Annotated in this window: 22 protein-coding genes and 1 tRNA gene; 8 read left to right on the plus strand and 15 right to left on the minus strand. The window is 68.1% G+C overall.

What is annotated here, in order from left to right; all coding sequences use genetic code 11:
• Window positions 1-3: 3 nt before the first annotated feature.
• Window positions 4-969, minus strand: coding sequence for a LysR substrate-binding domain-containing protein (locus tag E5679_RS05705; protein ID WP_138414107.1), 966 nt, complete (start codon window positions 967-969; stop codon window positions 4-6).
• 56 nt (window positions 970-1,025) lie between these two features.
• On the opposite strand from E5679_RS05705, the gene E5679_RS05710 reads away from it, so the two are divergent.
• Complete coding sequence (locus E5679_RS05710) at window positions 1,026-2,270, plus strand: MFS transporter (protein ID WP_138414108.1); 1,245 nt, start codon at window positions 1,026-1,028, stop codon at window positions 2,268-2,270.
• A gap of 80 nt (window positions 2,271-2,350) precedes the next feature.
• The gene (locus tag E5679_RS05715) at window positions 2,351-2,815 is read left to right on the plus strand and encodes an Lrp/AsnC family transcriptional regulator (RefSeq protein WP_138414109.1); all 465 of its coding nucleotides are present in this window, start codon (window positions 2,351-2,353) and stop codon (window positions 2,813-2,815) included.
• Between the two features lie 26 nt (window positions 2,816-2,841).
• Here the strand turns inward: E5679_RS05715 and E5679_RS05720 are convergent, their stop codons facing one another.
• Window positions 2,842-3,027, minus strand: a complete 186-nt coding sequence (locus tag E5679_RS05720) for a hypothetical protein (RefSeq protein ID WP_138414110.1) — start codon at window positions 3,025-3,027, stop codon at window positions 2,842-2,844.
• A complete protein-coding gene (locus E5679_RS05725) occupies window positions 3,024-3,671 on the minus strand; it encodes an ArsR/SmtB family transcription factor (RefSeq protein WP_138414111.1) in 648 nt (215 codons plus the stop codon). Before E5679_RS05725 ends, E5679_RS05720 begins: the two co-directional genes overlap by 4 nt.
• Before the next feature lie 112 nt (window positions 3,672-3,783).
• Here E5679_RS05725 and corA point away from each other — a divergent pair, with 112 nt between their 5' ends.
• The 3 genes from corA to E5679_RS05740 all read left to right on the plus strand — a co-directional run bounded on the left by corA (window position 3,784) and on the right by E5679_RS05740 (window position 6,381).
• Window positions 3,784-4,782 carry a magnesium/cobalt transporter CorA gene (corA, locus tag E5679_RS05730; protein WP_138414112.1) on the plus strand — a complete coding sequence of 333 codons (999 nt, stop codon included), beginning with the start codon at window positions 3,784-3,786 and terminating at the stop codon, window positions 4,780-4,782.
• A gap of 16 nt (window positions 4,783-4,798) precedes the next feature.
• A complete protein-coding gene (locus E5679_RS05735) occupies window positions 4,799-5,782 on the plus strand; it encodes a malate dehydrogenase (protein WP_138414113.1) in 984 nt (327 codons plus the stop codon).
• Between the two features lie 116 nt (window positions 5,783-5,898).
• Entirely contained in the window at window positions 5,899-6,381 is a 483-nt protein-coding gene (locus E5679_RS05740; protein ID WP_138414114.1) for a DUF805 domain-containing protein, read from the plus strand.
• 63 nt (window positions 6,382-6,444) lie between these two features.
• Here E5679_RS05740 and E5679_RS05745 read toward each other — a convergent pair.
• The 5 genes from E5679_RS05745 to galU all read right to left on the minus strand — a co-directional run bounded on the left by E5679_RS05745 (window position 6,445) and on the right by galU (window position 9,902).
• Window positions 6,445-6,517 (minus strand) — tRNA-Ala (locus tag E5679_RS05745).
• Between the two features lie 41 nt (window positions 6,518-6,558).
• Window positions 6,559-7,356 (minus strand): SDR family oxidoreductase, encoded by a 798-nt coding sequence (locus tag E5679_RS05750; RefSeq protein WP_171042255.1) that lies wholly within the window; start codon window positions 7,354-7,356, stop codon window positions 6,559-6,561.
• Between the two features lie 34 nt (window positions 7,357-7,390).
• On the minus strand, window positions 7,391-8,293 hold the full coding sequence (locus tag E5679_RS20785; RefSeq protein ID WP_171042256.1) for a hypothetical protein: 903 nt from the start codon (window positions 8,291-8,293) through the stop codon (window positions 7,391-7,393).
• A 62-nt stretch (window positions 8,294-8,355) separates the two neighbouring features.
• Window positions 8,356-8,973 carry a GNAT family N-acetyltransferase gene (locus E5679_RS05755; protein WP_138414116.1) on the minus strand — a complete coding sequence of 206 codons (618 nt, stop codon included), beginning with the start codon at window positions 8,971-8,973 and terminating at the stop codon, window positions 8,356-8,358.
• 5 nt (window positions 8,974-8,978) lie between these two features.
• On the minus strand, window positions 8,979-9,902 hold the full coding sequence (gene galU, locus E5679_RS05760; RefSeq protein WP_138414117.1) for a UTP--glucose-1-phosphate uridylyltransferase GalU: 924 nt from the start codon (window positions 9,900-9,902) through the stop codon (window positions 8,979-8,981).
• 69 nt (window positions 9,903-9,971) lie between these two features.
• Here galU and E5679_RS05765 point away from each other — a divergent pair, with 69 nt between their 5' ends.
• The 3 genes from E5679_RS05765 (at window position 9,972) to cpaB (ending at window position 11,818) form a co-directional block, all read left to right on the plus strand.
• On the plus strand, window positions 9,972-10,622 hold the full coding sequence (locus E5679_RS05765) for a 5-formyltetrahydrofolate cyclo-ligase (RefSeq protein WP_138414118.1): 651 nt from the start codon (window positions 9,972-9,974) through the stop codon (window positions 10,620-10,622).
• 56 nt (window positions 10,623-10,678) lie between these two features.
• Window positions 10,679-10,990 carry an FmdB family zinc ribbon protein gene (locus E5679_RS05770; protein ID WP_138414119.1) on the plus strand — a complete coding sequence of 104 codons (312 nt, stop codon included), beginning with the start codon at window positions 10,679-10,681 and terminating at the stop codon, window positions 10,988-10,990.
• 96 nt (window positions 10,991-11,086) lie between these two features.
• The gene (gene cpaB / locus E5679_RS05775) at window positions 11,087-11,818 is read left to right on the plus strand and encodes a Flp pilus assembly protein CpaB (RefSeq protein ID WP_138414120.1); all 732 of its coding nucleotides are present in this window, start codon (window positions 11,087-11,089) and stop codon (window positions 11,816-11,818) included.
• 29 nt (window positions 11,819-11,847) lie between these two features.
• Here cpaB and E5679_RS05780 read toward each other — a convergent pair whose 3' ends face one another.
• The 7 genes from E5679_RS05780 to E5679_RS05810 form a co-directional block, all read right to left on the minus strand.
• A complete protein-coding gene (locus E5679_RS05780; RefSeq protein ID WP_249335999.1) occupies window positions 11,848-15,903 on the minus strand; it encodes a DUF4011 domain-containing protein in 4,056 nt (1,351 codons plus the stop codon).
• Between the two features lie 222 nt (window positions 15,904-16,125).
• Window positions 16,126-17,676, minus strand: coding sequence for a glutamine-hydrolyzing GMP synthase (gene guaA / locus E5679_RS05785; protein WP_138414324.1), 1,551 nt, complete (start codon window positions 17,674-17,676; stop codon window positions 16,126-16,128).
• Between the two features lie 106 nt (window positions 17,677-17,782).
• The gene (locus tag E5679_RS05790) at window positions 17,783-18,265 is read right to left on the minus strand and encodes a DUF3817 domain-containing protein (protein ID WP_138414122.1); all 483 of its coding nucleotides are present in this window, start codon (window positions 18,263-18,265) and stop codon (window positions 17,783-17,785) included.
• Window positions 18,262-19,140: an SURF1 family protein gene (locus tag E5679_RS05795; protein WP_338055888.1), complete on the minus strand. Its 879-nt coding sequence runs from the start codon at window positions 19,138-19,140 to the stop codon at window positions 18,262-18,264. Before E5679_RS05795 ends, E5679_RS05790 begins: the two co-directional genes overlap by 4 nt.
• Window positions 19,141-19,200: 60 nt before the next feature.
• Entirely contained in the window at window positions 19,201-19,686 is a 486-nt protein-coding gene (locus E5679_RS05800) for a PTS sugar transporter subunit IIA (RefSeq protein WP_138414124.1), read from the minus strand.
• A gap of 35 nt (window positions 19,687-19,721) precedes the next feature.
• Window positions 19,722-21,443, minus strand: a complete 1,722-nt coding sequence (locus E5679_RS05805; RefSeq protein ID WP_138414125.1) for a glycerol-3-phosphate dehydrogenase/oxidase — start codon at window positions 21,441-21,443, stop codon at window positions 19,722-19,724.
• Window positions 21,444-21,509: 66 nt separating this feature from the next.
• A complete protein-coding gene (locus tag E5679_RS05810) occupies window positions 21,510-22,646 on the minus strand; it encodes a GuaB3 family IMP dehydrogenase-related protein (RefSeq protein ID WP_138414126.1) in 1,137 nt (378 codons plus the stop codon).
• Between the last annotated feature and the right edge of the window lie 83 nt (window positions 22,647-22,729).

Consider the following 22,729-nt stretch of genomic DNA (forward strand, 5'->3'; position numbering starts at 1 on the left):
TCGTCAGAGGCCGAACGCGTCGAGCAGGTCCGCAGGCTCTTCTCTGAGGATGTGCTCACGGAAGAGGCGCACCTGCAAGGGCTCGCCCACGATCTTCGGCCACACCAGCCCGATGTCGCGTACGGCGTCCGAGTCCTGGATCTCGAGCTCGACCCAGCCGAGTTCACGCGCGTGCACGGCCGAATGCGTCGCCCGGGAAGGGGGTACGAGCGCGATCCCGAGTCCGGCGCTCACAAGCCCCAACAGTGTCCGCGAGTCCTGACCCTGGAACGCGATGTTGGGACGCACTCCCGCCTCCCGGAACAGCCGATCCATGATGCTCCGCATCCCATAACCCCGCTCGAGCGCCACGAACGGCTCGCCCGCGGCCTCTGCAAAGCGCACACGGCCCCGGCGCGCGAGCCGGTGGCCGGCCGGGACAGCGAGCCGAAGCGGCTGGACGCACAGCGTCGCCGCATCGAGCTGCCGCCCCGGCGCTGGGGCCGGCGAGACGATGCTCAGGTCGACGTCCCCCGAGACGAGCACATCGAGGCAGCGCTGCCGCGAGCCCTGGATGAGCTCGAAGCGCACGTCCGGATGGCCTTGCCGGAAGCTGCGGATGAGCGCCGGCACGGCGGCCTCGCCGAACGTCATCTGGAAGCTCAGGCGAACGACTCCGCGCGCCTCCTGCCGCCGTTCGTGCAGCTCGTCGAGCGCGCTCTGCAGTCCGTCGAGCGCGGCGCGCACCGCTGGCAGCAGCTGCTCGGCGGCCGGGGTCAGCCGGATCCCCCGGCCCTCCTTCCGCACGAGTTCGGCGCCGACGACGGCGGCCGCCCGGGCGAGCGCGCGGCTCACCGTGGGCTGCGGAACACCGAGCAGCTCCGCGGCGGCCGTGACGTGCCTCGTCTGCCCCACGGCGTCGAGCACCGGCAGAAGCGGGAGCAGGCGGGCGAGCTCCCCGTGAACAGCCGAATCATACGTATCCGTCATATGAGCCGTATCATAATGTATTGGACGCATGAAATTCCGGCTCCTACCGTGGAAAGGTGACCTCAACGCCTCTGCCGATCGCTCGCGAGTGGGCCGGGCATGCGAAGGGCAGCCGCGGATATCGGCGGCTTCTCGCGGCCCTCGCGTGTGCGGGTGTCGCCACGTTCGCCCAGCTCTATTCGACTCAGGCTCTGCTCCCCCGCATCTCTGCGGACCTGCACGTCGACGCCGCTCAGGCTGCGCTCACGGTGTCCCTGGCGACGCTGGGCCTCGCCGTGGCGGTGCTTCCGTGGTCCTTCGTCGCAGACCGCATCGGCCGCGTGCCGGCCATGACCGCGGGGGTCACGGCCGCGACTGTCCTCGGGCTCCTCGCACCGTTCTCGCCCAGCATCGTGGTCCTGCTCACGCTGCGCTGCCTTGAGGGGGCCGCGCTCGGCGCGGTTCCCGCCCTCGCGGTTGCCTATCTCAACGAGGAGATCCACCGCGCGAATGCCGCCGTAGCGGCTGGCACCTACGTGGCGGGCACCACGATCGGCGGCCTTCTGGGCCGGCTCGTCGCGGGGCCGCTCTCGGACGTCTGGGGCTGGCGGGCGGCGATCTTCGCCGTCGCGGTTCTCGGTGCCGTCGCCGCCGCGGCCTTCGTTGCCCTGGCTCCCACCCAGAAGGGCTTCGTTCCCGTGCGGAAACGGCCCGGACACGCCGAGCGCGGCACTCTCTCCGAAGCTTTCCGGCTGCTCGGAGCGCAGCTCAGAAGCCCACGGCTGCTCGCCCTCTATCTGCAGGCGTTCACGCTCATGGGCGGCTTCGTGGCCGTCTACAACTTCCTCGGCTACCGGCTCGAGAAGGCGCCCTTCCTCCTCCCCGCCGCGATCACGAGCCTGCTCTTCCTCGCCTACCTCTCAGGAACTGCCTCCTCGGGCTACGCGGCGCGACTGAGCGAACGATTCGGACGGCGGACCGTGATGGTCTCGTCCATGCTGCTCATGGCGGCCGGGGTCCTCCTGACAGCTCTCGAGTCCCTCCCGGCGATCCTGCTCGGGCTCATCGCCCTCACGGCAGGCTTCTTCGCGGCACACGGCCTGGGCTCCGGGTGGACCGGGGCGCTCGCGGCGACGGGGAAGGCCCAGGCGGCCTCCCTCTACAATCTCGGCTACTACGCCGGGTCCAGCCTCATCGGATGGCTCGGCGGCCTGGTGTACCAGAGCTTCGGCTGGGCCCCACTCGCCGCGGGAATCGCGGTGCTGGCCGTCCTCACCGCGGCGATTGCCGCCGTCGTCCACTCCTCGCAACCCGCTCGGTAAGCGAGTGCAACTGGCCGGTAGGATGGGCTGGCTGTCGTCATCGCCGCAGGAGATCGCCCGAGGAGGGAGCCACCATAGCCATGGCCGAAATGCTCGACGAGGTCGACCGCCGCATTCTCGCCGCTCTCGTCGAGGACGCCCGCATCACCAACAAGCAGCTCGCTGAACTCGTGGGCATCGCCCCGTCGACGGCGCTCATGCGGACCCGTGCCCTCTCAGACCGCGGCATCATCACGGGCTATGAGGCGAAAGTCAACCTGAGCGCCGTGGGCCGCAGCGTCCAGGCGCTCATCTCGGTGAGCCTCCGCGCCCACGATCGCGACCAGATCGACTCCTTCACGTCCCGCGTCCCCCAGCTGCCTGGTGTGCTGGCGACGTTCCACACCTCCGGCGCCGTGGACTATCTGCTGCATATCGCAGTGGGAAGCACCGAAGAGCTGCGCGACTGGGTGCTCGACAATCTCACCACCGACCCCGTGGTCGGCCACACCGAGACAACTCTGGTGTTCGAGCAGATCCCGGGCCGAGGGCCGCTGCCGGACTGAACTCGCATTCGCGCAGGGGCTGCGGTTCAGAAGCGGAGCTGGGCGCGGGCGTCCTCACGCAGCGCGTCGAGCTCTTCGAGGCGGCTGACCCGTGGATCAACGACGCGCGGGCGCTCGGACCACGCGACGAGGGCTGCGCCGACCCGATGAACGAGGCTGTCGAAGAGCCCCGTCCGGCGGGGGCCTGTGAAGGCGGCATGGAATGTGGTCATGGCTGTTCTCCTCGTGGCTTCCGGCTCCGACCTCGCGGTGCGGGCGCGGTGTCCTCCCGAAGGGGGAAGGCGTTGAAATGGATCTGGACTGGGCGCGCGCCTTCCTGGACGCCGGCTGCTCGGAGTCGCTCCACTGATTGCGCGATGAACTTCTCGACGGAGTGCGAGAATTCGGCCAGTTGCGTGGCGGTCAGGCGAATGTTGGTTGTGTCGACGGCAGCAGCCTCGGACCATTCAGGCTCGTCCTCGAGCCAGCCGTGCTCCGTGAAGTCCGCGAGCGCGGCCGCGCGGCTGTGCTCGAACTCGCGGCTCACCAGCTGAGCCGCCTCGCGGGTTGTGGGATTGTCCGCGAGCTCCCGGGTGACGATCGTCAGCATTTCCTTCGGCCGATCCCACCAGCGTTCCCGCTTCGTCCCCCTGCCCTCGACTTCGCGGACGAACTCGTGCTTTGCGAGCTGCCGGAGGTGATAGCTCGTGGCGCCGGTCGACTCTCCCAGACGGTCGGCAAGGGTTCCGGCGGTCTGGGGTCCGTAGCGCGAGATCGTCTCCAGAATCTGGATCCGCAGCGGGTGCGCGAGGCCCTTGAGCGAGGCAACGTCGACGGTTCTGCTCGGCGGTACGGGCTGCGGATCGTTCTCGGGCATGGAAAGAGCATAGAGTTACAAAGAAATCTTTGCAATGGTTTCTTTGCAAAGCTCTCTTTGCTTGTTGAGGAAGCTTCAGGAACGTCGAAGGCGCCACCGGCATAATGACCCGGTGACAATCATCGACAACGCGGTGTACGTGGGCGGCCGTCGGGCCGCCAAGCCCGAAAGCCTCGAGCAGACCTTCGAAACGCTCGAAGCCATGGGCGGCAGCATGGCGTGGATCGGCCTGTACCGGCCGACCCCGGAAGAGATGGCCCAAATGGCGCACGAATTCCGGCTTCACGACCTCGCTGTGGAGGACGCTGTCCACGCGCACCAGCGCCCCAAGGCCGAACGGTACGGCGAGGTGCTCTTCACCGTCCTCAGGCCCGCCCGCTACGTCGATGAAAGCGAGACGGTCGAGTTCGGCGAGCTGCATATCTTCACCGGTCCGAACTTCGTGGTCACCATCCGGCATGCGGAGACCGCGGGGGTCGGGCAGGTGCGGAAGCGTCTCGAGGCCGAGCCCGAGCTCCTCGCGTGCGGGCCCCAGGCTGTCCTCTATGCCCTCCTCGACCGCGTTGTGGACGACTACGGACCGGTCATCTCCGGGCTGGAGAACGACATCGACGAGATCGAAGACCAGCTGTTCGAAGGCAGGTCGGCAGTGTCCCGGAGGATCTACGACCTCACTCGCGAGGTCATCCAGTTCCAGCGCGCCATCCACCCGCTCCGTCCCCTCATCGAGGGACTCGAGCGTGGCTTCGAGAAATACCACGTGGACCTCGAGCTGCAGCGCAATCTGCGGGATGTCCGGGACCATGTGGAGCAGGTCATCTCGAGGGCCGACGCCTTCCGCGACATCCTCCAGAATGCCCTTGTCCTCGATGGGACCCTCACGGCGAACCGCCAGAACGAGACGAGCCTCGCCCAGAACGAACAAGTCAAGAGGATCTCCTCGTGGGCCGCAATCTTCTTCGCGCCGGCACTCGTCACCGGCATCTACGGCATGAACTTCAAGGTCATGCCAGAGCTCGACTGGGACCTCGGATACCCGTACGCGCTTGCGCTCATGGTCGTGGCCGGCTTCATCCTGTGGCTTGTGTTCCGATGGCGGAAATGGCTCTGACCGTAGACTGAGGCGCATGCCTGAGACCGCCACTGTCACCGTGACCGGCGCGGCCGGCCAGATCGGCTACGCACTCCTCTTCCGCATCGCTGCCGGAGCCATGCTCGGCCCCGAGACATCGCTCCGTCTCCGCCTGCTGGAAATCCCGGCGGCTCTCAGGGCTGCCGAGGGAACGGCCATGGAACTCGACGACTGCGCCTTCCCCCTTCTCGAGAGCGTCGAGGTCACCGACCGCGCCGAAAAAGCGTTCGACGGCACCAACGTGGCCCTTCTCGTGGGCGCGCGCCCGCGGACTGCGGGCATGGAGCGGGCCGACCTCCTTCAAGCGAATGGTGGCATCTTCGGCCCTCAGGGCCGTGCCCTCAACGAGCACGCCGCCGATGATGTCCGGGTGCTCGCCGTGGGCAATCCGGCCAACACCAACGCCCTGATCACCGCAGCCAACGCCCCGGATATTCCCCCGGAGCGGTTCACTGCGATGACCAGACTCGACCACAACCGCGCCCTCGCCCAGCTCGCGGCGAAGCTCGGCTGCCGCACCTCGGACCTCGACGGGGTGACCATCTGGGGCAACCATTCCGCGAGCCAATATCCGGACCTCACACACGCGACGGCGGGCGGCCAGCCGGTGGCCTCGCTGGTCGACCAGGAATGGGTCGAAGCCGAGTTCATTCCGAGAGTGGCGCAGCGCGGGGCGGAGATCATCGGGGTGCGGGGCGCATCGTCGGCTGCCAGCGCTGCCAGCGCCGCCATCGATCACGTCCATGACTGGGTGCTCGGGACTTCTTCTTCCTGGACCTCGGCGGCCGTCGTCTCCGACGGCTCGTATGGCATCCCCGAAGGACTGGTGAGCTCATTCCCCGTGCGCTCGACGGCTGGCAGGTGGGAGATCATCCAGGGGCTCGAGATCCCCGAGTTTTCGCGAGTACGGATTGACTCTTCGGTGAGAGAACTCGAACAGGAGCGCGAAGCCGTGCGTTCGCTGGGTCTGATCGGCTGAAACAGTCCCGGCCTCGACGTGGGGCTTTGTGCTCTGGCTGTCGCCAACCGGCATTCCTAGCATGGTTGACGTCGATCTGTGGTCGACGCCAATACCGTCGGTGAGAGGCCTGAGCCATGAGCAGCTATCAGCCCGCATACGGAGCGCCGAGCTCGGTTCCCCTCGAGCTCCCCTATTACGGGGCACCGCCGGTGGAAGCGGTGAAGCGCTTCTGGAAGAAGTATGCGGTCTTCGCCGGTCGCGCGAGCCGCAGCGAGTATTGGTGGTGGGCGCTGGCGTCCGCCATCGTGTCGGGCATCCTCAACGCCGCTGGCTCGACCGCAGACGGCCGGGCGGCCACCTCGGCTGGCCTGAGCGGCCTCTGGTTCCTCGCGACAATCGTCCCCTCCCTGGCCGTAGGAGCAAGGCGTCTGCACGACGCGAACCTCAGCGCGCTGCTCCTGCTCCTGGCGCTGATCCCCGTCCTCGGATGGATCGCGCTCCTCGTGATGATGATCCTGCCGCCGAACCCCGCTGGCCAGCGCTTTGACCGTTTTCCGGCGCAATCGTATCCGCCGAACCCGCCGTACCCGGAGCAACCGTATCCCCCGCAAGCGTGAGCGAACTGCATCACGACCGGCAACGCAAAACGGGACGTCCTCCAAAGGACGTCCCGTAAAAAGTGGAGCCTAGGGGATTTGAACCCCTGACCTCTTCGATGCGAACGAAGCGCTCTACCAACTGAGCTAAGACCCCGCGGTGCGTGATGCGGGTTCAACCTTACTGGCCCGGGAGCGTCAAGACAAATCGGCTGTGCCGCCCCTCTGCTCCCTGAGCCACTGCCCGAAAGTGATGGTTCCGAAGGCGCTTTCCGGCGCCAGATTGCGGCCTTCGGAGAAGAACGTCCCGGTTCCAAGGAGGGGGAGGTCGACGATAGGCGCGGAGGATCCGACGGAAGCCTTCCACTCCTCCGCGAACTCTCTCACCGACCGAACCTCAGGCCCGCTCACCGTCCGGTGGGCGCGCCCGCTGCCCTCCACGAGCGCCTCGTCCACGAGCGCTCGTGCCACGTCCCGCACGTCGATCGGCTGCACGCGCGCATGGCGGATCGAGGGGATCAGGCGGAGGGGCTGGCCAGACGCGAAGATCCGGGCAAGCAGCGAATGGAATTGGGAGGCCCGGACGACGGCGGTCGGGAACGGGGCGCCGTCGTACAACTGCTCTTTGGCGAGGCGCGCGCGATAGTAGCTGAAGCCAACCTGGTCGCACTGAGCGATCGAGAGGGCGACAGCCCGGCGCGCCCTGGAACCGTGAGCCGCCGCGAGCAGCCTTCGCCCAGCTTCCGGGAACGCCGTCTGGAATCTGACGGTTCTCGCGCCGAGCACGTCGATCACCGCGTCCGCTCCGTCCAGTGCCGCGGCGAGCCCCTCCCCTGTCGAGGCGTCAGCAACGAGGTACTCCACGCCGTCGACCCTGTCCTCGGGGCTGGGAAGCCGGCGGCTGAAGGATCGCACCCCAAGACCGCGACCCGCGGCATCGCGCACGGCTGCTGAACCGACTTGCCCGGTCCCGCCTGCCACTACAATGAGCGTCATAGTTTCCGCCCAGATCCCAGATGGTTGGAGCGGGCTATGCGCGGCGCCGCTGGAGCACCGCGTCCAAGTTGCCGAGAGCTCCCCGGGCCGCTGGTCGTGCGCCGGGGACCGTGGGAACGCCTGAGGCCTCTCCCGGCTGCGGCTTCGGCTTGATGGTGACCTTGCCGGCCGGCTTAGGCTCCTGCGGAGTCTCGATAGGTTCAGGCGCCTCGCGCTCGGCCTTGGCCGCATCCATGTACGAAGGCTTCGGGACGTCGACCGGCTCCCACGTCGAACCCTGGTCGTCCCCGCTCTCACTTGCCGCCTCCGCGGCTGCCGCTTGGGCGGCACGTGCGACTTCGAGGGCAGCCGCCCGAAGATCTTCGCGGCTCAGAGACGGCACTGCGGGCTCGGGCTCCGGCTGGTGGTTGAAAACCTCCGTGGCCGCGCGCGGGGCCGAGGCCCGTTGCGCCACCGGCTGCTGAGTTGGAGTCGACATTCGCGGGCGAGCTCGAGACCGACGACGGCGGTCACGCACCGCGAGGCGGCGGAGCACGACGACGGCCAGGACAGTCGCTGCGAGACCGGCCAGCGGAATGGCCGGACGGACCACCAGAACCGCGGCGAGCACGCCCCCGACGATGGCCAGGAGAAGCCCTGCAACACCCACCAGGGCGAGTGCGCACCGCCCCCAGCGGATGCGGAGCCTGCCGGTACCGGAACTCCGATTGGACACGTGCTGCCCCTCCTCGGGGGATTGGCGGGCGGGCTCTGGGAAGGTGCGCGCGTCTGGCATCGAATGGTGCGAAGGACGGGGCGCAGCCGTCGATTCCTCGGACAGGAGCACCGAGGCATCCGAAGCGGGCCGGGCCTTGCGCAGGAGATACGGGGCACCCCACAACAGCCACAGAAGCACGGCCGCGCCGAGCACCGTCGAGCTGCTGAGGGCGAAGTCCATGACAAAACCGTAGGAGGCCAGCGCCGCACCCGGCCGGATTCCGGTCGGTGTGTCGCCACACTTCACGCTCGAGACGCCAGCCAGCGGGCAGTGAGCCCCTCCGGAACCTCCTCAGCAGTCAACGCGAAGGACTCGTGGTCGGCCCACTGGCCCGCAATGTGAAGGTATTTGGGGCGCAGGCCCTCGTACCGGAAACCGAGCTTCTCAACCACCCGGAGGCTGGGCTTGTTCTCGGGCCGGATGTTGATCTCCATGCGGTGGAGCCCGAGTGTGAAGAAGCAATGGTCGGTGGCCAGGGCAACGGCTGTGGGCGCAATCCCGCGTCCCGCGTGCTCGCGGTCCACCCAGTAGCCCAGCGTCGCCATGAGCGCCGAGCCCCAGATGATGGACGAGACCGTGAGCTGACCCACGATGGGGGCGCGATGCTCCGGCCCCTCGTCAAGGGTAATGACAAACGGAAGCGCCGTGCCCTCGCGTGCCTGCTGATTCAGGGAACGCACCATCTGCCGGAACGTCGGCAATCCCCCGCCCGGCTGCGGATTCGACGCCTCCCACGGCGCAAGCCAATCGGCGTTGCGCGCCCGAAGGCCCATCCACTCGGTCCGATCCGACTGCCGGATGGGGCGTAGCCCAATGTCGCCGGACTGCAAAGTCACCGGCCAGATGCCGGGCCCCCACATGCTGGTCAGGCGCCGGCGGATGCGGGAACGCCCGCGCCGTCCGCCACGAAGTCCCGGAGCCAGGAACGCAGGTCGTCACCGAATTCCTCCCGCCCGCAGGCGAGGGTGACGACGGCCTTGAGGTAGCTAAGCTTGTCCCCGGTGTCGTAGCGGCGCCCGCGGAACACGACCCCGTACACCCCGCCGCCCTCGCCCTCGCGCTTGGCCAGGGTCTGCAGCGCGTCCGTGAGCTGGATCTCCCCGCCCCGGCCCGGGCCCGTCTCCTTGAGCACCTCGAACACCGCAGGGTGCAGCACGTACCGGCCGATGATCGCCAGGTTCGAGGGCGCATCCTCCGGCGCCGGCTTCTCCACGAGCCCGTGCACCTGCACGTACGACTCCCCCTCCACCGGGGTCACATCCGCGCACCCATACGCCGAGATCGCCTCGGCCGGCACCTCCATCAGCGCCACTACCGACCCGCCCGTGGCCTGCTGGACCCGGATCATCTCCCCCAGCAGCTCGTCGCGCTCATCGATCAGGTCATCGCCCAGCAGCACCGCGAACGGCTCATCGCCCACATGACGCTCCGCGCACAGCACAGCATGCCCCAGGCCATTCGGATCGCCTTGGCGCACGTAATGGATATCGCCCAGGTTGCTCGATTCCTGGATGGCGGCGAGCTTCTTCTCGTCGCCCTTCTCCTCGAGGGTCGCCTCGAGCGAGGGAACGCGGTCGAAGTGGTCCTCGAGAGCCCGCTTGTTGCGTCCGGTGATCATGAGGATGTCGCTGAGGCCGACCGAGACGGCCTCTTCGACCACGTACTGGATGGCTGGCTTGTCCACCACGGGCAGCATCTCTTTGGGCATGGCCTTCGTCACCGGGAGGAACCGGGTGCCCAGCCCGGCAACAGGGATGACGGCTTTCCTGACTGGCTTCGTGGTCGACACGCTGCCACTCTATACGACTGCGTCGGCCCTACCGATCCCCATCGCCCCTAGGCCGCTAGGCTCAGGAGGGTGCACACTGCAGCCGAGCGCAAGGACGACCTGCGCAAGAAGGTCCGCGCGCATCGCAGGGCCCGAAGCGTCGAGGAACTCGCCCACGCCGAGGAGGGCATCGCCGCCCACGGCCTGGCCTGGGTCAAGGAAACAGTGCCTCCCGGGGGAACCCTCACGGCATATCTAGGGGTGGCAGCGGAGCCGCCTACGCTCCGCCTGCTCTCCGAACTGCACCGGGAGGGGTTCCACGTGATCCTGCCCGTCTGCGAGCCCGAACGGCAGCTTTCCTGGGTCGAGTGGCGGCCGGACATCGGCTACGAGCGGAGTCGGTATGCCCCGCTCCAAGAGCCCGTGGGTCCCCGACTCGACGTTCACGCACTGCTGGCGGGCTCGCCCCTGCGGCCTCCCCTTGCGGCTGTCCTCCTCCCGGCAACCGCGGTCGACGGCGACGGGCGGCGGCTCGGACAGGGCGGCGGCTACTATGACCGCTTCCTCGCGCGGCTTGAAGCATCCGTCCGCCCGCTGCCGAACGCCGCGGTCGTGTTCGACGACGAGTTCCTCACCCCGGGCGAGGTCCCGGATGAGCCGCTCGACCATCGTGTCGACGCGGTGATGACGCCGAGCGGCCTGCATAGGATTCCGGAATACTCTGCAGATCGTCCCTGTTAGAATTAGCACTCGGGGTCATGGACTGCTAAGGTCCCCTCGTTCTGCAAGGAGTGACAGTGCCTACATACGCTTACGGCTGCAAAGACTGCGGACATGCCTTCGACATCGTCCAGTCCTTCAGCGATGCCTCCCTCACCGTGTGCCCGGAGTGCGGCGGGAGCCTGCGGAAGAAGTTCAACAGCGTCGGCGTCGTCTTCAAGGGAAGCGGCTTCTACCGGACCGACTCGCGTAGCTCGAGCACCGTTCCGGCCGGCTCTGGTGCGGCTTCAGGTTCAGGCTCCTCCGGCTCGGACGCAAGCGCCTCCAAGAGCGCCCCTTCGGCGCCGGCAGCCGCTCCTGCTCCGGCAACTTCGGCGGCCGCAAGCTAGGGAACTTCTCCTCCCCAAGAATCGCTGGGGCGTGTCGTCCACATAGGGAGGGCAGCGCGTCCCAGTTTGTCAGTCCTCACGTTTAGCGTCGAGGACATGAGCCCTACCGCACCACGCGCCAGACGCCACGCGCCCTCAGCTCAGCGCGGGCATGATCCGAGGGCGGGCAACTGGGCCGCTCCCGAGCGCCCTCGGCTCATGCGGTTCTTCGAGCGCCGGCGCAGGACGGTGGCTTCAGCGCTCCTCTGCGCCGCCGTCGCCGTCGCGGTCTACCAGCTCACGCCGCCGACGGCTGCTCTCTCCCCGGTCGTCGTTGCAGCGGCCGACCTCCCAGCAGGATCCACGGTGGACGCAGGCCAGCTCCGGATGGCCCGACTTCCGGCAGACTCGGTTCCCGACCATGCCGCAACTTCGCTCGAAGCGGTCCGGGGCCAGCGCCTTGCAGGACCGCTCCGACGGGGAGAAGTCTTCACCGACGCGGCAACCGTAGGTCCGGGACTCCTCGCGGGCGCAGCCACCGGCACGGTTGCGGTGCCCGTACGTATTGCCGACCCCGACTCGCTGCAACTCATCCGCACGGGCCAGACGATTGACCTCGTCCTGTCGGAAGACGCCCCGGGCGGCGGAACGAAGGCCACTTCCCTCCTCGCCTCAGCCGTCACCGTGCTCTGGACTGAGAACGCGAAGAACGAACGGGGCTCGTGGCTGGGCCAGGGCCAAGGCTCGGCGGGCCTCGTAGTCGTAGCAACAAGCTCCGAGCGAGCGCCAGCCCTCGCGGGGGCGTCCACGCGAGGCAAAGTTTTCTTCACCTTGACGGACAGCCGATGAGTCGGAAGTCAGACGTGTCGCAGTTCAGCTCAGCCCCAATGAGGTGGACGCTGCTCCCTGAGCCACTGGTCTCGTTCGTCGTCCGGCTCCCGGTCGCCCCACGATCGCGGATCGTCCTCGGCCGCCCGGTCAGGGATGAGCGGCGGCTCGTGGCCATGCTCCTGCGTGCGGTTCTCCTCGGCGCTCTCGTCCTGAGAATCCTCCTCGGACGAAGAGTTCGCCTCCTGCCCTCCTGTTGCCGGCGCGGTGACCCGGCGATGCGAGCTCAGGTGATCTCTCGCTGCCACGGGGGTTGCCTCCTCACGGGACTCGGGGTCCAGGGAATGATGCCGATACAGGTCAGACGCGGCCTCCTCCTGGCGGTATCCGTCGGCCAACGGATAGGACGCCGAAAGGACTGCCTCGAAGGAGGAGGTCACGGGGCCGACCGCACCGCTCAGGAATCCGGCCCCGGATCCGTCCTCGGTCTGGCCGTCCAGCCCAAGCAGCTCGACGATCATATCGGCGCAGCTGCCGGGGTCGGTGAACACCTCGATCGTCCAGAGGGTGAAGGAGCGCCACCCCATGCGTTCCAGAAGCTCAGGACGTTGGCGCGTCCGCTCGCGGACGCTCAGTTCGCGGTACCGCCTGGTTCCGTCGCTCTCGACGGCGACGGGAACGCTGACCTCGTGGTCGTCGCGGGCCAGGGTCACCAGCGGGTCGACGGCCGCGGCCATGTCGATCGCTCCGTCATAGTGGTGCCACACTCGGGCGCCGCGCGAGGCGAGCCGTTCACCAAGGTCGGTCACCAGAGGATCCGCCCCCAAGGCCTCGGCACTCGCCGCGGCCCGAGTCGCCCTGGTTCCGAGGTCGGTACGCCCTGCCAGTTCCCTCTCGAGCAGCTCGTGGAAGTCCTTGGCGCCTTCGCTCAGCCTCGAGCCATCGAGCTCAGCAGGCTGGAAACAGCTGAGGACGTGCAACGTGTGCCTCGCTCGGCTCATGGCGAGCGCGAACCGGCGCCGGCCCCCCGGCTCGCTGAGCGGACCGAAATGGTGCATCGCACGGCCGTGAGGCGTGCGACCGTACCCGAGCGAGAAAATGACGTGGTCCCGCACCAGGCCCCCCGCGCGGTCGACAGGCACCACACGGAACGGCTCCTCCCCGCCGCTGAAGAACTCCTGCACGTCGGAGTGGTTGGCCATCTGGAGCCTGATCGCCTCGCCGACTCGCGCAGCGTGGTGGGCGCTCGCCGTCACCACAGCAAGCGAGGACCCTGCCCGATGGGCGGCATGTTCGAACACGAGATCCACGACCCGGTTCACCTCGGCTGCGACGGATTCGACATTGCCGTCCTGCCCCGACGGCAGACCAGTCCCATCTGGCAAGTACTCGACGACCAGCGCTCGATCAAGCCCAGTGACCGACTGCCCGTCAGGCAGACGGCGCAGCGCCCCGCCGTAGAAGCGATGGCTGAGCTGCAGGCCAAGATCTTCGTCTACACCTCGGTACAGGGTGGTCAGCCGAACCGTCGGCAGGACCCGCGCAAGTGCGTCGAACGCGCTCTCCACAGGAGTTTCCGGGTCAGTCCCGGCTGGCGTGGCGCCAACGCCTACTGTGAAGGGCCGGGGATTCGCGACCTGGGTGTCGCCGAAGGCAATGACCTGGGCGGCACGCGCCAAGGCCGGAAGAGCTGCCTTGAGTGGCAGGGAGTCGGCGTCAAGAACGACGACGGCATCGAAGCGGCGCTTCTGGGGGGCAGCTGCAGCGAGGGCATATGGACTGGCGGTCCAGACGGGAACGAGCGGCCGCAGGAGGTCTGGTGCCTGCGACTCGATCGCCGCAAGGCTCACGCGTCCGTCCTTGAGGAGAATCCGCAACGATTCAGCCTCGCGAGGGTGCTGGGCAATAGCCCGCTGCCATTCCTCAGCAAGGTGCCAGCGGACCCTCGCAGGTCCCGACGCGATGTGCGCTCGGTCGGCCCGTTGGAACTCTTCCTCTGCCTGACGGAGCTGGGCGCCGTCGGACATGGCAAGGTAATCGTCACCGCTGATCATGGCCTCAAGCACCGACTGCCACCAGGCCAGCTCCAGCTCCGATGCCACAACCTCTGGGGACGCTTCCCGTGCGGCCAAGTCCGCGAGGAGCTCGCCGAGGCCGCGTTCACGCAACTCGTCCTCGAGGAGCGTTCGCTCTGGCAGCGACCGCAGGGAATCGAAGGTGTCCGAGAGATCTTGGAGCCGGCCCTGAACGGAGACAACGGGCGCTCCGAGCAGATCGCCGCCCTCGCGCGTCGACGCGAGGACGGCGCCGAGGCGCTCAAGGCCCTTGCGGACAGCTCGATAGTCCTCCCGCAGGTCCGCGAGGCCGGAGGGCACTACAGGGTGCCGCTGCGACGTCGCGTAGTTGGCCCACAGAGCACGCTGCTCCTGAACCAGGATGAGCGAGGTGTGCAGGTCGGCGAGATGAACCCCCGGCCTCACATACTCCTTGGCCACGCGCCGCAGTCGAGAACGCTGCATGGTCGGAATGTCGATCCCGCGCTCGCGCCGCCAGGAAGAAGTTGCAGTGGCAGAGATCAGATCCGTGACCGGACGGTCGAAAATGTCGGGAGTGAACTTGTCCAGGCTCTCCCGCACTGCGACAAGCATGTCAATCTGCTGGCCCCATTCCTCCACCGACGCTCCCATTCGGATTTCCGAATGAGCGGCCACCGTAGCCATGCGCTCGCGGAGGGCAGGGAGGTCGGCGACCAGCGTCCTGACGAGCTCTTGGGCGTCCTCCGTCTCCCGGCGAGTCAGCATGCGGGAACCGTGCCAAGGGCTCGATGTGGCCTCCCGGCTGAAGCTGCCCAGTTCGGCGGCGCGCCGGAGCCGCTCGGCAAGTTCCCGGCGTTCGCGAATGCTGTCGAGGACACTGCGCTTGAGGCGGACAGTGGTCGCGGGTGCTGGCTGAATAGAGGTCAGCTCCGCCAGCGACTGCATCGCTTCGTAGGGCGAGCAGCCCCAGCGCTCCCTCACGTTGTGCAGCGATTCGACGTGCTCTATGAGCTGGTGGCGTCGCTCGACGAGGGAGCGGTGAATGCCCTCGAGACGGGGCGGCTCGGCCTTCTCGTTGCGGACGATTGCGCGGACGAGTTGCTGCTTGAGCTGTCCTGGGGTGACGCCGGCGCTCAGTTGGAGGAGCATCGACCCGAGCCCGAGGTGCTCGCAGGCCCGGCTGAGCTCAAGGAGGCTGGCCCGGCGCTCCGCCACGACCAGCACGGAACGCCCCTCGTCGACGAGGTTGGCGATGACGTTCACGGCGGTCTGGGTCTGCCCGGTCCCCGGCGGGGCGTCCACGACGAGGGAATCGCCAGCCCGCGCCGCGTCCACGGCCAGCTGCTGATCGCGGTCGGCATCGAGCACGAGGAGTTCCTCGCTCGGATCCCGTTCATCGACCGGCGTGAATCTGGCAGAGTCGAGCGGGGCAGGAGCCGCGTGGACGGCGCGAGAGGCCCCGGCGAGCGCCGAGATGACCGGTACGGCACTCGTGATGGCGGGGTCGTCGAGCGCGTGTTCAAGATCCGCGAACGTCGAGACAAGGAGCCGGGGTTCGACCGCCGCGCCCGGGATCCCTGCGAGCAGCGTGCGGAACCGTTCGATGACGGGATGCGGGTCGAGACGGGCTGTGCTGTACGCAAGCCTCTCGACCGCGGGAACGTCGATCTCCATGCGGTGGACGCTGCGCAGGTGCCGCACGAGCGCGGGGTTCAGGTGTGCCTGCTCGGTGAGCTTGATTTCGAAGTCGTCGTGCTCCGGGCGGACTGTGAGCTCCACTCCGGCGAACAGGAGCGGAGCGCTGACGCGGCGCGGCTTGCCTCCGACTGCCGAGGTCCACGTGGCGAGGCCAGCGGCCAGGTGGCCCGCGTCCAGGCCGCGCTCATTGGCGAGTTCGTAGATCTTCGCGCGAAGATTTCTCGCGGCCCGCGCGGCGGTCGTGTAGTCGTGGCGTTCGCGGATGAGGGTGGAGAGCCTGGTCCGGCGTCCGGCCAGGAGCTGGGCGAGCCCGGAGGCGTGCGCGGATGTGAGGTCGATGATGCCTTCCGGACGGGGGAAGAAGCCGAGCATGGTGTCCGGGCCGGTGACGGGGGGCAGCGACGAGAGCCACGCCTCGAGGCGTGCCTCGTCAGGGTGCGTGCTCGGCTCGTGGGGCACGTCGCTGCTCTCCTCTGCGCCGTCGAGGGCGCTCCGTCGTTTGCCTATGGACCTTATCGGCATAACTTCGAGCGTAGCGGTTCACACGCCGAGGCCCCCGGCAGCAACGCAGCCGGGGGCCAAATCAGCGTGAGATCACTCCCATTCGATGGTGCCGGGCGGCTTGCTCGTGACGTCGAGCACCACCCGGTTGACGCCGTCGACTTCGTTCGTGATGCGGTTCGAGATCCGCGCGACGAGATCGTACGGAAGCCGCGACCAGTCGGCCGTCATCGCGTCCTCACTCGAGACGGGGCGGAGCACGATGGGATGCCCGTACGTCCTGCCGTCGCCCTGGACGCCCACGCTCCTGACATCGCCGAGGAGGACGACCGGCATCTGCCAGACCTCGTCGTCGAGACCGGCGGCGGTGAGCTCGTGCCGGGCAATCGCATCGGCCTTGCGCAGGAGTTCGAGACGCTCGCGGGTGACCTCGCCGACGATCCTGATCCCAAGACCCGGTCCGGGGAACGGCTGGCGCCCCACGATTTCGGCAGGCAGGCCGAGCTGCCGGCCCACTGCCCGCACCTCATCCTTGAACAGGGTGCGCAGCGGCTCGACGAGCTCGAAGCGCAGATCCTCGGGCAGGCCGCCGACGTTGTGGTGACTCTTGATGTTCGCGGCGCCCTCGCCGCCGCCCGACTCGACCACGTCCGGGTACAGCGTGCCCTGAACGAGGAAGCGGATCTGCTCCCCCTCAGCCTTGGCCTTCTCGATGATGGCGCGCTCTGCCTCTTCGAAGGCTCGGATGAACTCACGGCCGATGATCTTCCGCTTCTCTTCGGGGTCGGTCACCCCGGCGAGCGCGTTGAGGAAGCGATCCTGCTCATTGGCGACGTAGAGGTTGACGCCGGTGGCGGCGACGAAGTCGCGCTCAACCTGCTCGGCCTCGCCTTCGCGCAACAGGCCGTGGTCAACGAAGACACACGTCAGCTGGTCGCCGACAGCTCGTTGGACGAGTGCGGCCGCCACGGCGGAATCGACTCCGCCCGAGAGGCCGCAGATGACCCGCGCGTCGCCCACCTGATCCCGGATGCGCCCGATCTGCTCGTCCACGATGTTCCCCGTGGTCCAGTTGCGCTCGAGGCCTGCCACTCCGAAGAGGAAATTCTCGAGCACTGTCTGGCCGTGTTCCGAGTGCTTGACCTCGGGGTGCCACTGGACGCCTCCGAGCGCCCTCTGCGTGTTCACGAAGGCCGCGACTGGTGCACCCGGAGTCGTCGCCAGCACCTCGAAGCCCTCGGGCGCTTCCTGGACCGAGTCGCCGTGGCTCATCCACGTGCTCTGGAGCACCGGGGTTCCCGCGAGGATCGAGTGGGGCTCGCCCACGGCGGACACCTGAGTGGCTCCGTATTCGCGCAGGCCGGTCTTAGCGACGACGCCGCCGAGGGCGTTTGCCATCGCCTGGAACCCGTAGCAGATGCCGAACGCCGGAACCCCAGCCTCGAACAGGTCTGCGCCCACGCTGGGCGCTCCCTCGGCGTAGACGCTCGAGGGGCCGCCGGAGAGGATGATCGCGGCCGGATTCTTGGCGAGGATCTGCTCAGTGGTGAGGGTGTGCGGGACGATCTCGGAATAGACGTTCGCCTCGCGGACGCGTCGCGCGATGAGCTGCGCGTACTGGGCACCGTAGTCCACCACGAGCACGGGCCTGTGGGCTGTCTGGGAGCCAGTGCTCTGGGATGCTTTTGTCACCCGTCAAGCCTACCGGAAGTCAGTGTTGGCGCCTTCCGGCCTCCCCCTCCCCGGACGGTCAGTAACGCGCCCCCGCGTCTGGATGAGCGAGAAGCTCGCGCTCCGCCTCGGCGTGCATGCGGCGCTCCACGAAGAACGAGAGGAAGGGGACCACGCCGCCGAGGGCCATGAGGATGAAGCGCCGGAAGGGCCAGCGCAGAAGCGACCACAGCCGGAAGTTGGAGATGAGGTACAGGACGTACATCCAGCCGTGAACGATGAGGATCGCGAGGGAGACATTCACGCCGCCGACGACGCCTGCGGGCTCGGCATCCGCAAGCCCGAAGCCGAACGGAGCGCCCGTGAACGCGTCTCGTCCGCCGGCGAAGAGGAACTTGCCGAATCCGTAGCGCAGGATCATCTCGACGCAGAGGAGGAGCAGCATGCTGCCGGTGGCGTACGCCATGACGCGGTAGAAGCCGAGGGCCGAGCGGATCTGGGCGACAGTTCCGCCAAAACGGCGTTGAGGAGTCCGCCCGGCGGCGGGCTTGGGGTCGATCACGGTGTTCCTCCGGTCTCGGATCGCTGGTCAGTCTCTGATCGATGATCAGTCTCGGATCGCTGGTCGATGTCGGGCTCGTGGGCGGGACCGGTCTCGTGGGAGGGAGCGAGAGCCTCCTGCTCGCGCTCGTAGTCATCGCGGACCAGTCGCCACCACAGGAAAATCGCAAAGCCGGCGAACACCACCCACTCCACGGCGTAGAAGATGTTGAGCCAGTTCACCGGGGCCGAAGGCGGCTGCGCGGCGATGCCGAGCGGCTTGAGTGCGCCACCCACGGCAGCGGCAGCCTGGTCTCCGGCGGTCGTCACCTCGTGCGTGGAACTCACGAAGCCCGGATAGCTCGCGGTGTCCCAGATGTTGATGAGCTCGGCGACGGAGACCATCGAGGCCTGACCGGGGGACGGGCTCTTCATGGGCTCCGGGGCCTCGGACGGCAGGAGTCGTCCGGTGAGCTGGACAGCGCCCGACGGCGGCGGGCCGGCTTGAGCCGGATCGGAGATCCAGCCGCGCGCTACCGGGATCATCACGGTGCGGTCTGCGCCCACGGCGGGAGCGCCGTCGACAGCGAACGCGGTGACCACCCACCAGCCGCTGGCGCCATCGCGCAGCCGGTTGGGCACGAGCACTTGGCGAGACGGATCGAAGTGGCCCGCGGCGGTCACCATCTGGTCGGCAGCAGTGGCCGGGAAGGTCGTTCCCGGCTCCAGGGTCTTGGTCAGCGGCTGGGGCGTCTCGGTGGTTGTGACGACGGGAGGGGCATCCGAGGTCGATCGGGAGAACTGCCACTGGCTCAGGAGCACGAACACGCCCGAGATCGCGAGCGCACCGATGAGCGCGAGGATCCAGCGGGGTTTGAGGGCGGTCCGAAGCACCATTCCACGGTACTCCGACAAGCTGTAGAAAACCGAAACGGCCAAGGCCGCCCGGCGCAGCCGCTAGTCCCCGAACACGAGGGAGGAATTGATGAGCTCGGCGATGATGTCGGCGTCGTTGGCTCGGCGGAGCGACTCGCGGAATCCCGCCTTCGACAGCGAGCGCGCCATCGTCGCGAGGACCTCGAGATGCTCCGAGAAGCTCGAGGCGGGAGTGGCAACGAGCAGGACGACGTAGGCCGGCCCATCGACGGCCCCGAAATCGACGGCGTGCCCATACCTCGCGACGCCGACGGCGATCGAGGGCTGGAGGACGTGCTCGCTCCGGGCATGGGGAAGGCCGATCCCGCCTGGAAGGCCCGTGGCCATCTGATGCTCGCGCGCTCCCACGTCCGCGAGGAACGCGTCGAGATCGTCGACCCGGCCCTCGGCGGCAAGCCGCCCGGCGAGCTGGCGCGCAGCGTCCCCGCGATCGGCAGCCTCCATCTCGAGGATTACGAGCCCGGGCGAGGTCAGCTGCGCGTCATAGCGATCGAAAGGCTGGGGCATGGGGCCATTTTACGGACCTCGCCGCCGCGGCCCGGCTACTTGACCGGAATGATGTCTGCGACACCCAGCCGTGCGACGTCGGCCGTCGCGTCATCCGGCTGTTCCTGGCTCAGCCGTTCGGCCTCGACACGCTTGAGGTAGTGTGCAATCTCATTCTCCCGCTGGACCTCGCTCCACCCCAGAAGCGGCGCCATGAGCTCGGCGACAACGGGGGCTGACGACACGCCGCGGTCCCATGCCTCGATCGAGATCCGGGTACGCCGGGTGAGGACGTCCTCGAGATGGCGCGCCGCCTCGTGCGTAACGGCGTAGACGACTTCGGCCCGAAGGTAGTCGTCGGCACCGGGCAGCGGCTCGCCGAGTGAGGGGTCATCGGCGATGAGGTCCAGCACCTCCGTGGCCAAGGATCCGAAGCGGTTCAGCAGGTGTTCCACGCGCGCCACGTGCACGCTGGCGCCCGCGGCCAAGCGGTGCCGCCGGTTCCACATCGCCTTGAACCCGTCGGCTCCGACGAGGGGCACCCGGTCGGTGACGCTTGCGGGGACGAGCACGTCCATGCTGCGCACCGCCTCGTCCACGGCATCCCGGGCCATAATCCGATACGTCGTGAACTTGCCGCCGGCGATGACCACCATCCCCGGCACGGGGTGCGCCACGACGTGTTCCCGGCTGAGCTTCGCCGTCGAGTCGTTCTCGCCCGCGAGCAGGGGACGCAGGCCCGCGTACACGCCTTCGACATCCTCCCGCGTGAGGGGGCGCCGCAGGACTTGGTTCACGTGGTCGAGGATGTAGTCGATGTCCTTGCTGGAGGCGGCCGGGTGGGCCTTGTCGAGCTGCCAGTCGGTGTCGGTGGTCCCTATGATCCAGTGCCTGCCCCAGGGGATGACGAACAGCACCGACTTCTCAGTGCGCAGGATCAGCCCCACCGTCGACTGGAAGCGGTCCCTGGGGACAACGAGATGGACGCCCTTCGAGGCCCGGACCTTGAGCTGTCCCCGGTCAGTGATCATGCTCTGCGTCTCATCGGTCCACACGCCGGTCGCGTTGATGACCTGCTTTGCCCGGATGTCGAACTCTTCGCCCGTCTCGAGGTCTCGGACGTGGGCCCCCACGACCCGCTCCCCCTCGCGGACAAACCCCACAACCCGCATTCGGTTCACGGCGTGCGCGCCATAATGTGCCGCCGTCCGGACGATCGCAGTGACCATTCGCGCGTCGTCGACCTGGGCGTCGTAGTAGCGGATCGCACCGACCATCGCGTCGTCCCGCAGGCTCGGAGCGGCGCGGAGCGTGCCACGGCGGAACAGGTGCTTGTGCACGGGCAGGCCGGTTCGGTGCCCGTTCGAGAGGCCCAGGCCGTCGTAGAGGACCATGCCCATCCCCACGTACGGCCGCTCCCACCAGCGGTGGGACAGCGGATAGAGGAACGGCACAGGCTTGACGAGATGCGGGGCGATGCGCTGCAGCAGGAGCCCACGTTCCTGGAGGGCCTCCTGCACGAGTCGGAAGTCGAGCATCTCAAGGTAGCGGAGGCCGCCGTGGATGAGCTTGGACGAGCGCGACGACGTCCCCGACGCCCAGTCCCGCTGCTCGACGATGCCGACGTCGAGACCACGCGTCACCGCATCCAGCGCGGCGCCCGCTCCCACCACGCCGCCCCCGACGATGAGGACGTCCAGCTCGCCACCCCGCGAGACGGTTTCCCGCAGCCGCCCGATCGCCTGACTGCGTCCCTCCGGACCCAATCGTCCTGCCATGATCCGCCCCCTCAGCCAGCGAGAATCGTGTAATCCTCCGAGTCTAGGCAGACCGTCAAGCAGTCATCAGAGGCCCGCGTAGGGCGAGACCACCACGTCGACCCGCTGGAACTCCTTGAGGTCGGAGTAGCCGGTCGTGGCCATGGAGCGGCGCAGCATCCCCACGAGATTCGACGTTCCGTCAGCGTGGTGTCCCGGCCCGAACAGTACTTCCTGCATGGGGCCGACCGTCCCGACGTTCACGCGCTCGCCACGGGGCGTGTCGGGGTGGTGCGCCTCGGCGCCCCAGTGCCAGCCGCGGCCGGGCGCCTCCGCGGCGCGCGCCAGGGCGGAACCGAGCATGACTGCGTCGGAACCCATGGCGATCGCCTTGACGATGTCGCCCGAGGTGCCCATTCCGCCGTCGGCAATGACGTGGACGTACCGGCCGCCCGACTCGTCCATGTAGTCCCGGCGCGCGGCCGCCACGTCGCTGATCGCAGACGCAAGGGGCGAATGGATGCCCAAGGCGCGGCGCGTCGTCGTCGTCGCTCCCCCGCCGAAGCCCACGAGGACGCCCGCGGCGCCGGTCCGCATGAGGTGCAGCGCAGGGGTGTAGCCGGCGGCCCCGCCGACGATCACCGGAACGTCGAGCTCATAGATGAACTTCTTGAGGTTGAGCGGTTCCTGGTTCTTGGAGACGTGCTCTGCAGAGACGGTGGTTCCGCGGATCACGAAGAGGTCGACGCCTGCGGCCAGCACGGTCTTGTAGTGGCGCACGGTCCCCGACGGGGTGAGGGCACCCGCGACCGTGACCCCGGATGCACGGATCTCGGCGAGCCGCGAGGTGATGAGCTCAGGATCCACGGGCCGCTCGTAGAGCTCCTGGAGACGGCGGGTGACCGCAGGGCTCGACGGCTCCCCCTCGAGTCCGGCGATTTCCGCGAGAACGGGCTCGGGGTCCTCATAGCGCGTCCACAGGCCCTCGAGATCGAGGACGCCGAGGCCTCCGAGGCGGCCCAGTTCGACCGCGGTGGCCGGCGACATCACGGAGTCCATCGGGGCGGCGATGACCGGCATCTCGAACCGGTAGGCGTCGATCTGCCACGAGACGGAGACATCCTCGGGGTCACGTGTGCGCCGGGTCGGAACGATGGCGATGTCGTCGAGGGAGTAGGCACGCCGTCCGCGTTTGCCGCGGCCGATTTCGATCTCGTAGGTCACGGCCTCTACCTTAGTCGACACCTCAGTCGACCCAGCAGAAAGGCCCCTCGCCCGGAGCCGGGCAAGAGGCCTTTCGCAGGGAC

The sequence above is a fragment of the Sinomonas gamaensis genome (assembly GCF_005876955.1).
In the GTDB taxonomy this organism is placed as follows: Bacteria; Actinomycetota; Actinomycetes; order Actinomycetales; family Micrococcaceae; genus Sinomonas; species Sinomonas gamaensis.

Bases quoted from the DNA above. Each gene is read 5' to 3' on its own strand.
- E5679_RS20785 (WP_171042256.1), bottom strand. From the start codon at position 8,293: ATGGACTTCGCCCTCAGCAGCTCGACGGTGCTCGGCGCGGCCGTGCTT.
- E5679_RS05755 (WP_138414116.1), bottom strand. From the start codon at position 8,973: ATGTGGGGGCCCGGCATCTGGCCGGTGACTTTGCAGTCCGGCGACATT.
- E5679_RS05805 (WP_138414125.1), bottom strand. From the start codon at position 21,443: ATGGCAGGACGATTGGGTCCGGAGGGACGCAGTCAGGCGATCGGGCGG.
- E5679_RS05740 (WP_138414114.1), top strand. From the start codon at position 5,899: ATGAGCAGCTATCAGCCCGCATACGGAGCGCCGAGCTCGGTTCCCCTC.
- E5679_RS05705 (WP_138414107.1), bottom strand. From the start codon at position 969: ATGACGGATACGTATGATTCGGCTGTTCACGGGGAGCTCGCCCGCCTG.
- E5679_RS05800 (WP_138414124.1), bottom strand. From the start codon at position 19,686: ATGCCCCAGCCTTTCGATCGCTATGACGCGCAGCTGACCTCGCCCGGG.
- E5679_RS05735 (WP_138414113.1), top strand. From the start codon at position 4,799: ATGCCTGAGACCGCCACTGTCACCGTGACCGGCGCGGCCGGCCAGATC.
- E5679_RS05795 (WP_338055888.1), bottom strand. From the start codon at position 19,140: ATGGTGCTTCGGACCGCCCTCAAACCCCGCTGGATCCTCGCGCTCATC.
- E5679_RS05720 (WP_138414110.1), bottom strand. From the start codon at position 3,027: ATGACCACATTCCATGCCGCCTTCACAGGCCCCCGCCGGACGGGGCTC.
- E5679_RS05715 (WP_138414109.1), top strand. From the start codon at position 2,351: ATGGCCGAAATGCTCGACGAGGTCGACCGCCGCATTCTCGCCGCTCTC.
- E5679_RS05725 (WP_138414111.1), bottom strand. From the start codon at position 3,671: ATGCCCGAGAACGATCCGCAGCCCGTACCGCCGAGCAGAACCGTCGAC.
- cpaB (WP_138414120.1), top strand. From the start codon at position 11,087: ATGAGCCCTACCGCACCACGCGCCAGACGCCACGCGCCCTCAGCTCAG.
- E5679_RS05780 (WP_249335999.1), bottom strand. From the start codon at position 15,903: ATGCTCGGCTTCTTCCCCCGTCCGGAAGGCATCATCGACCTCACATCC.
- E5679_RS05750 (WP_171042255.1), bottom strand. From the start codon at position 7,356: ATGACGCTCATTGTAGTGGCAGGCGGGACCGGGCAAGTCGGTTCAGCA.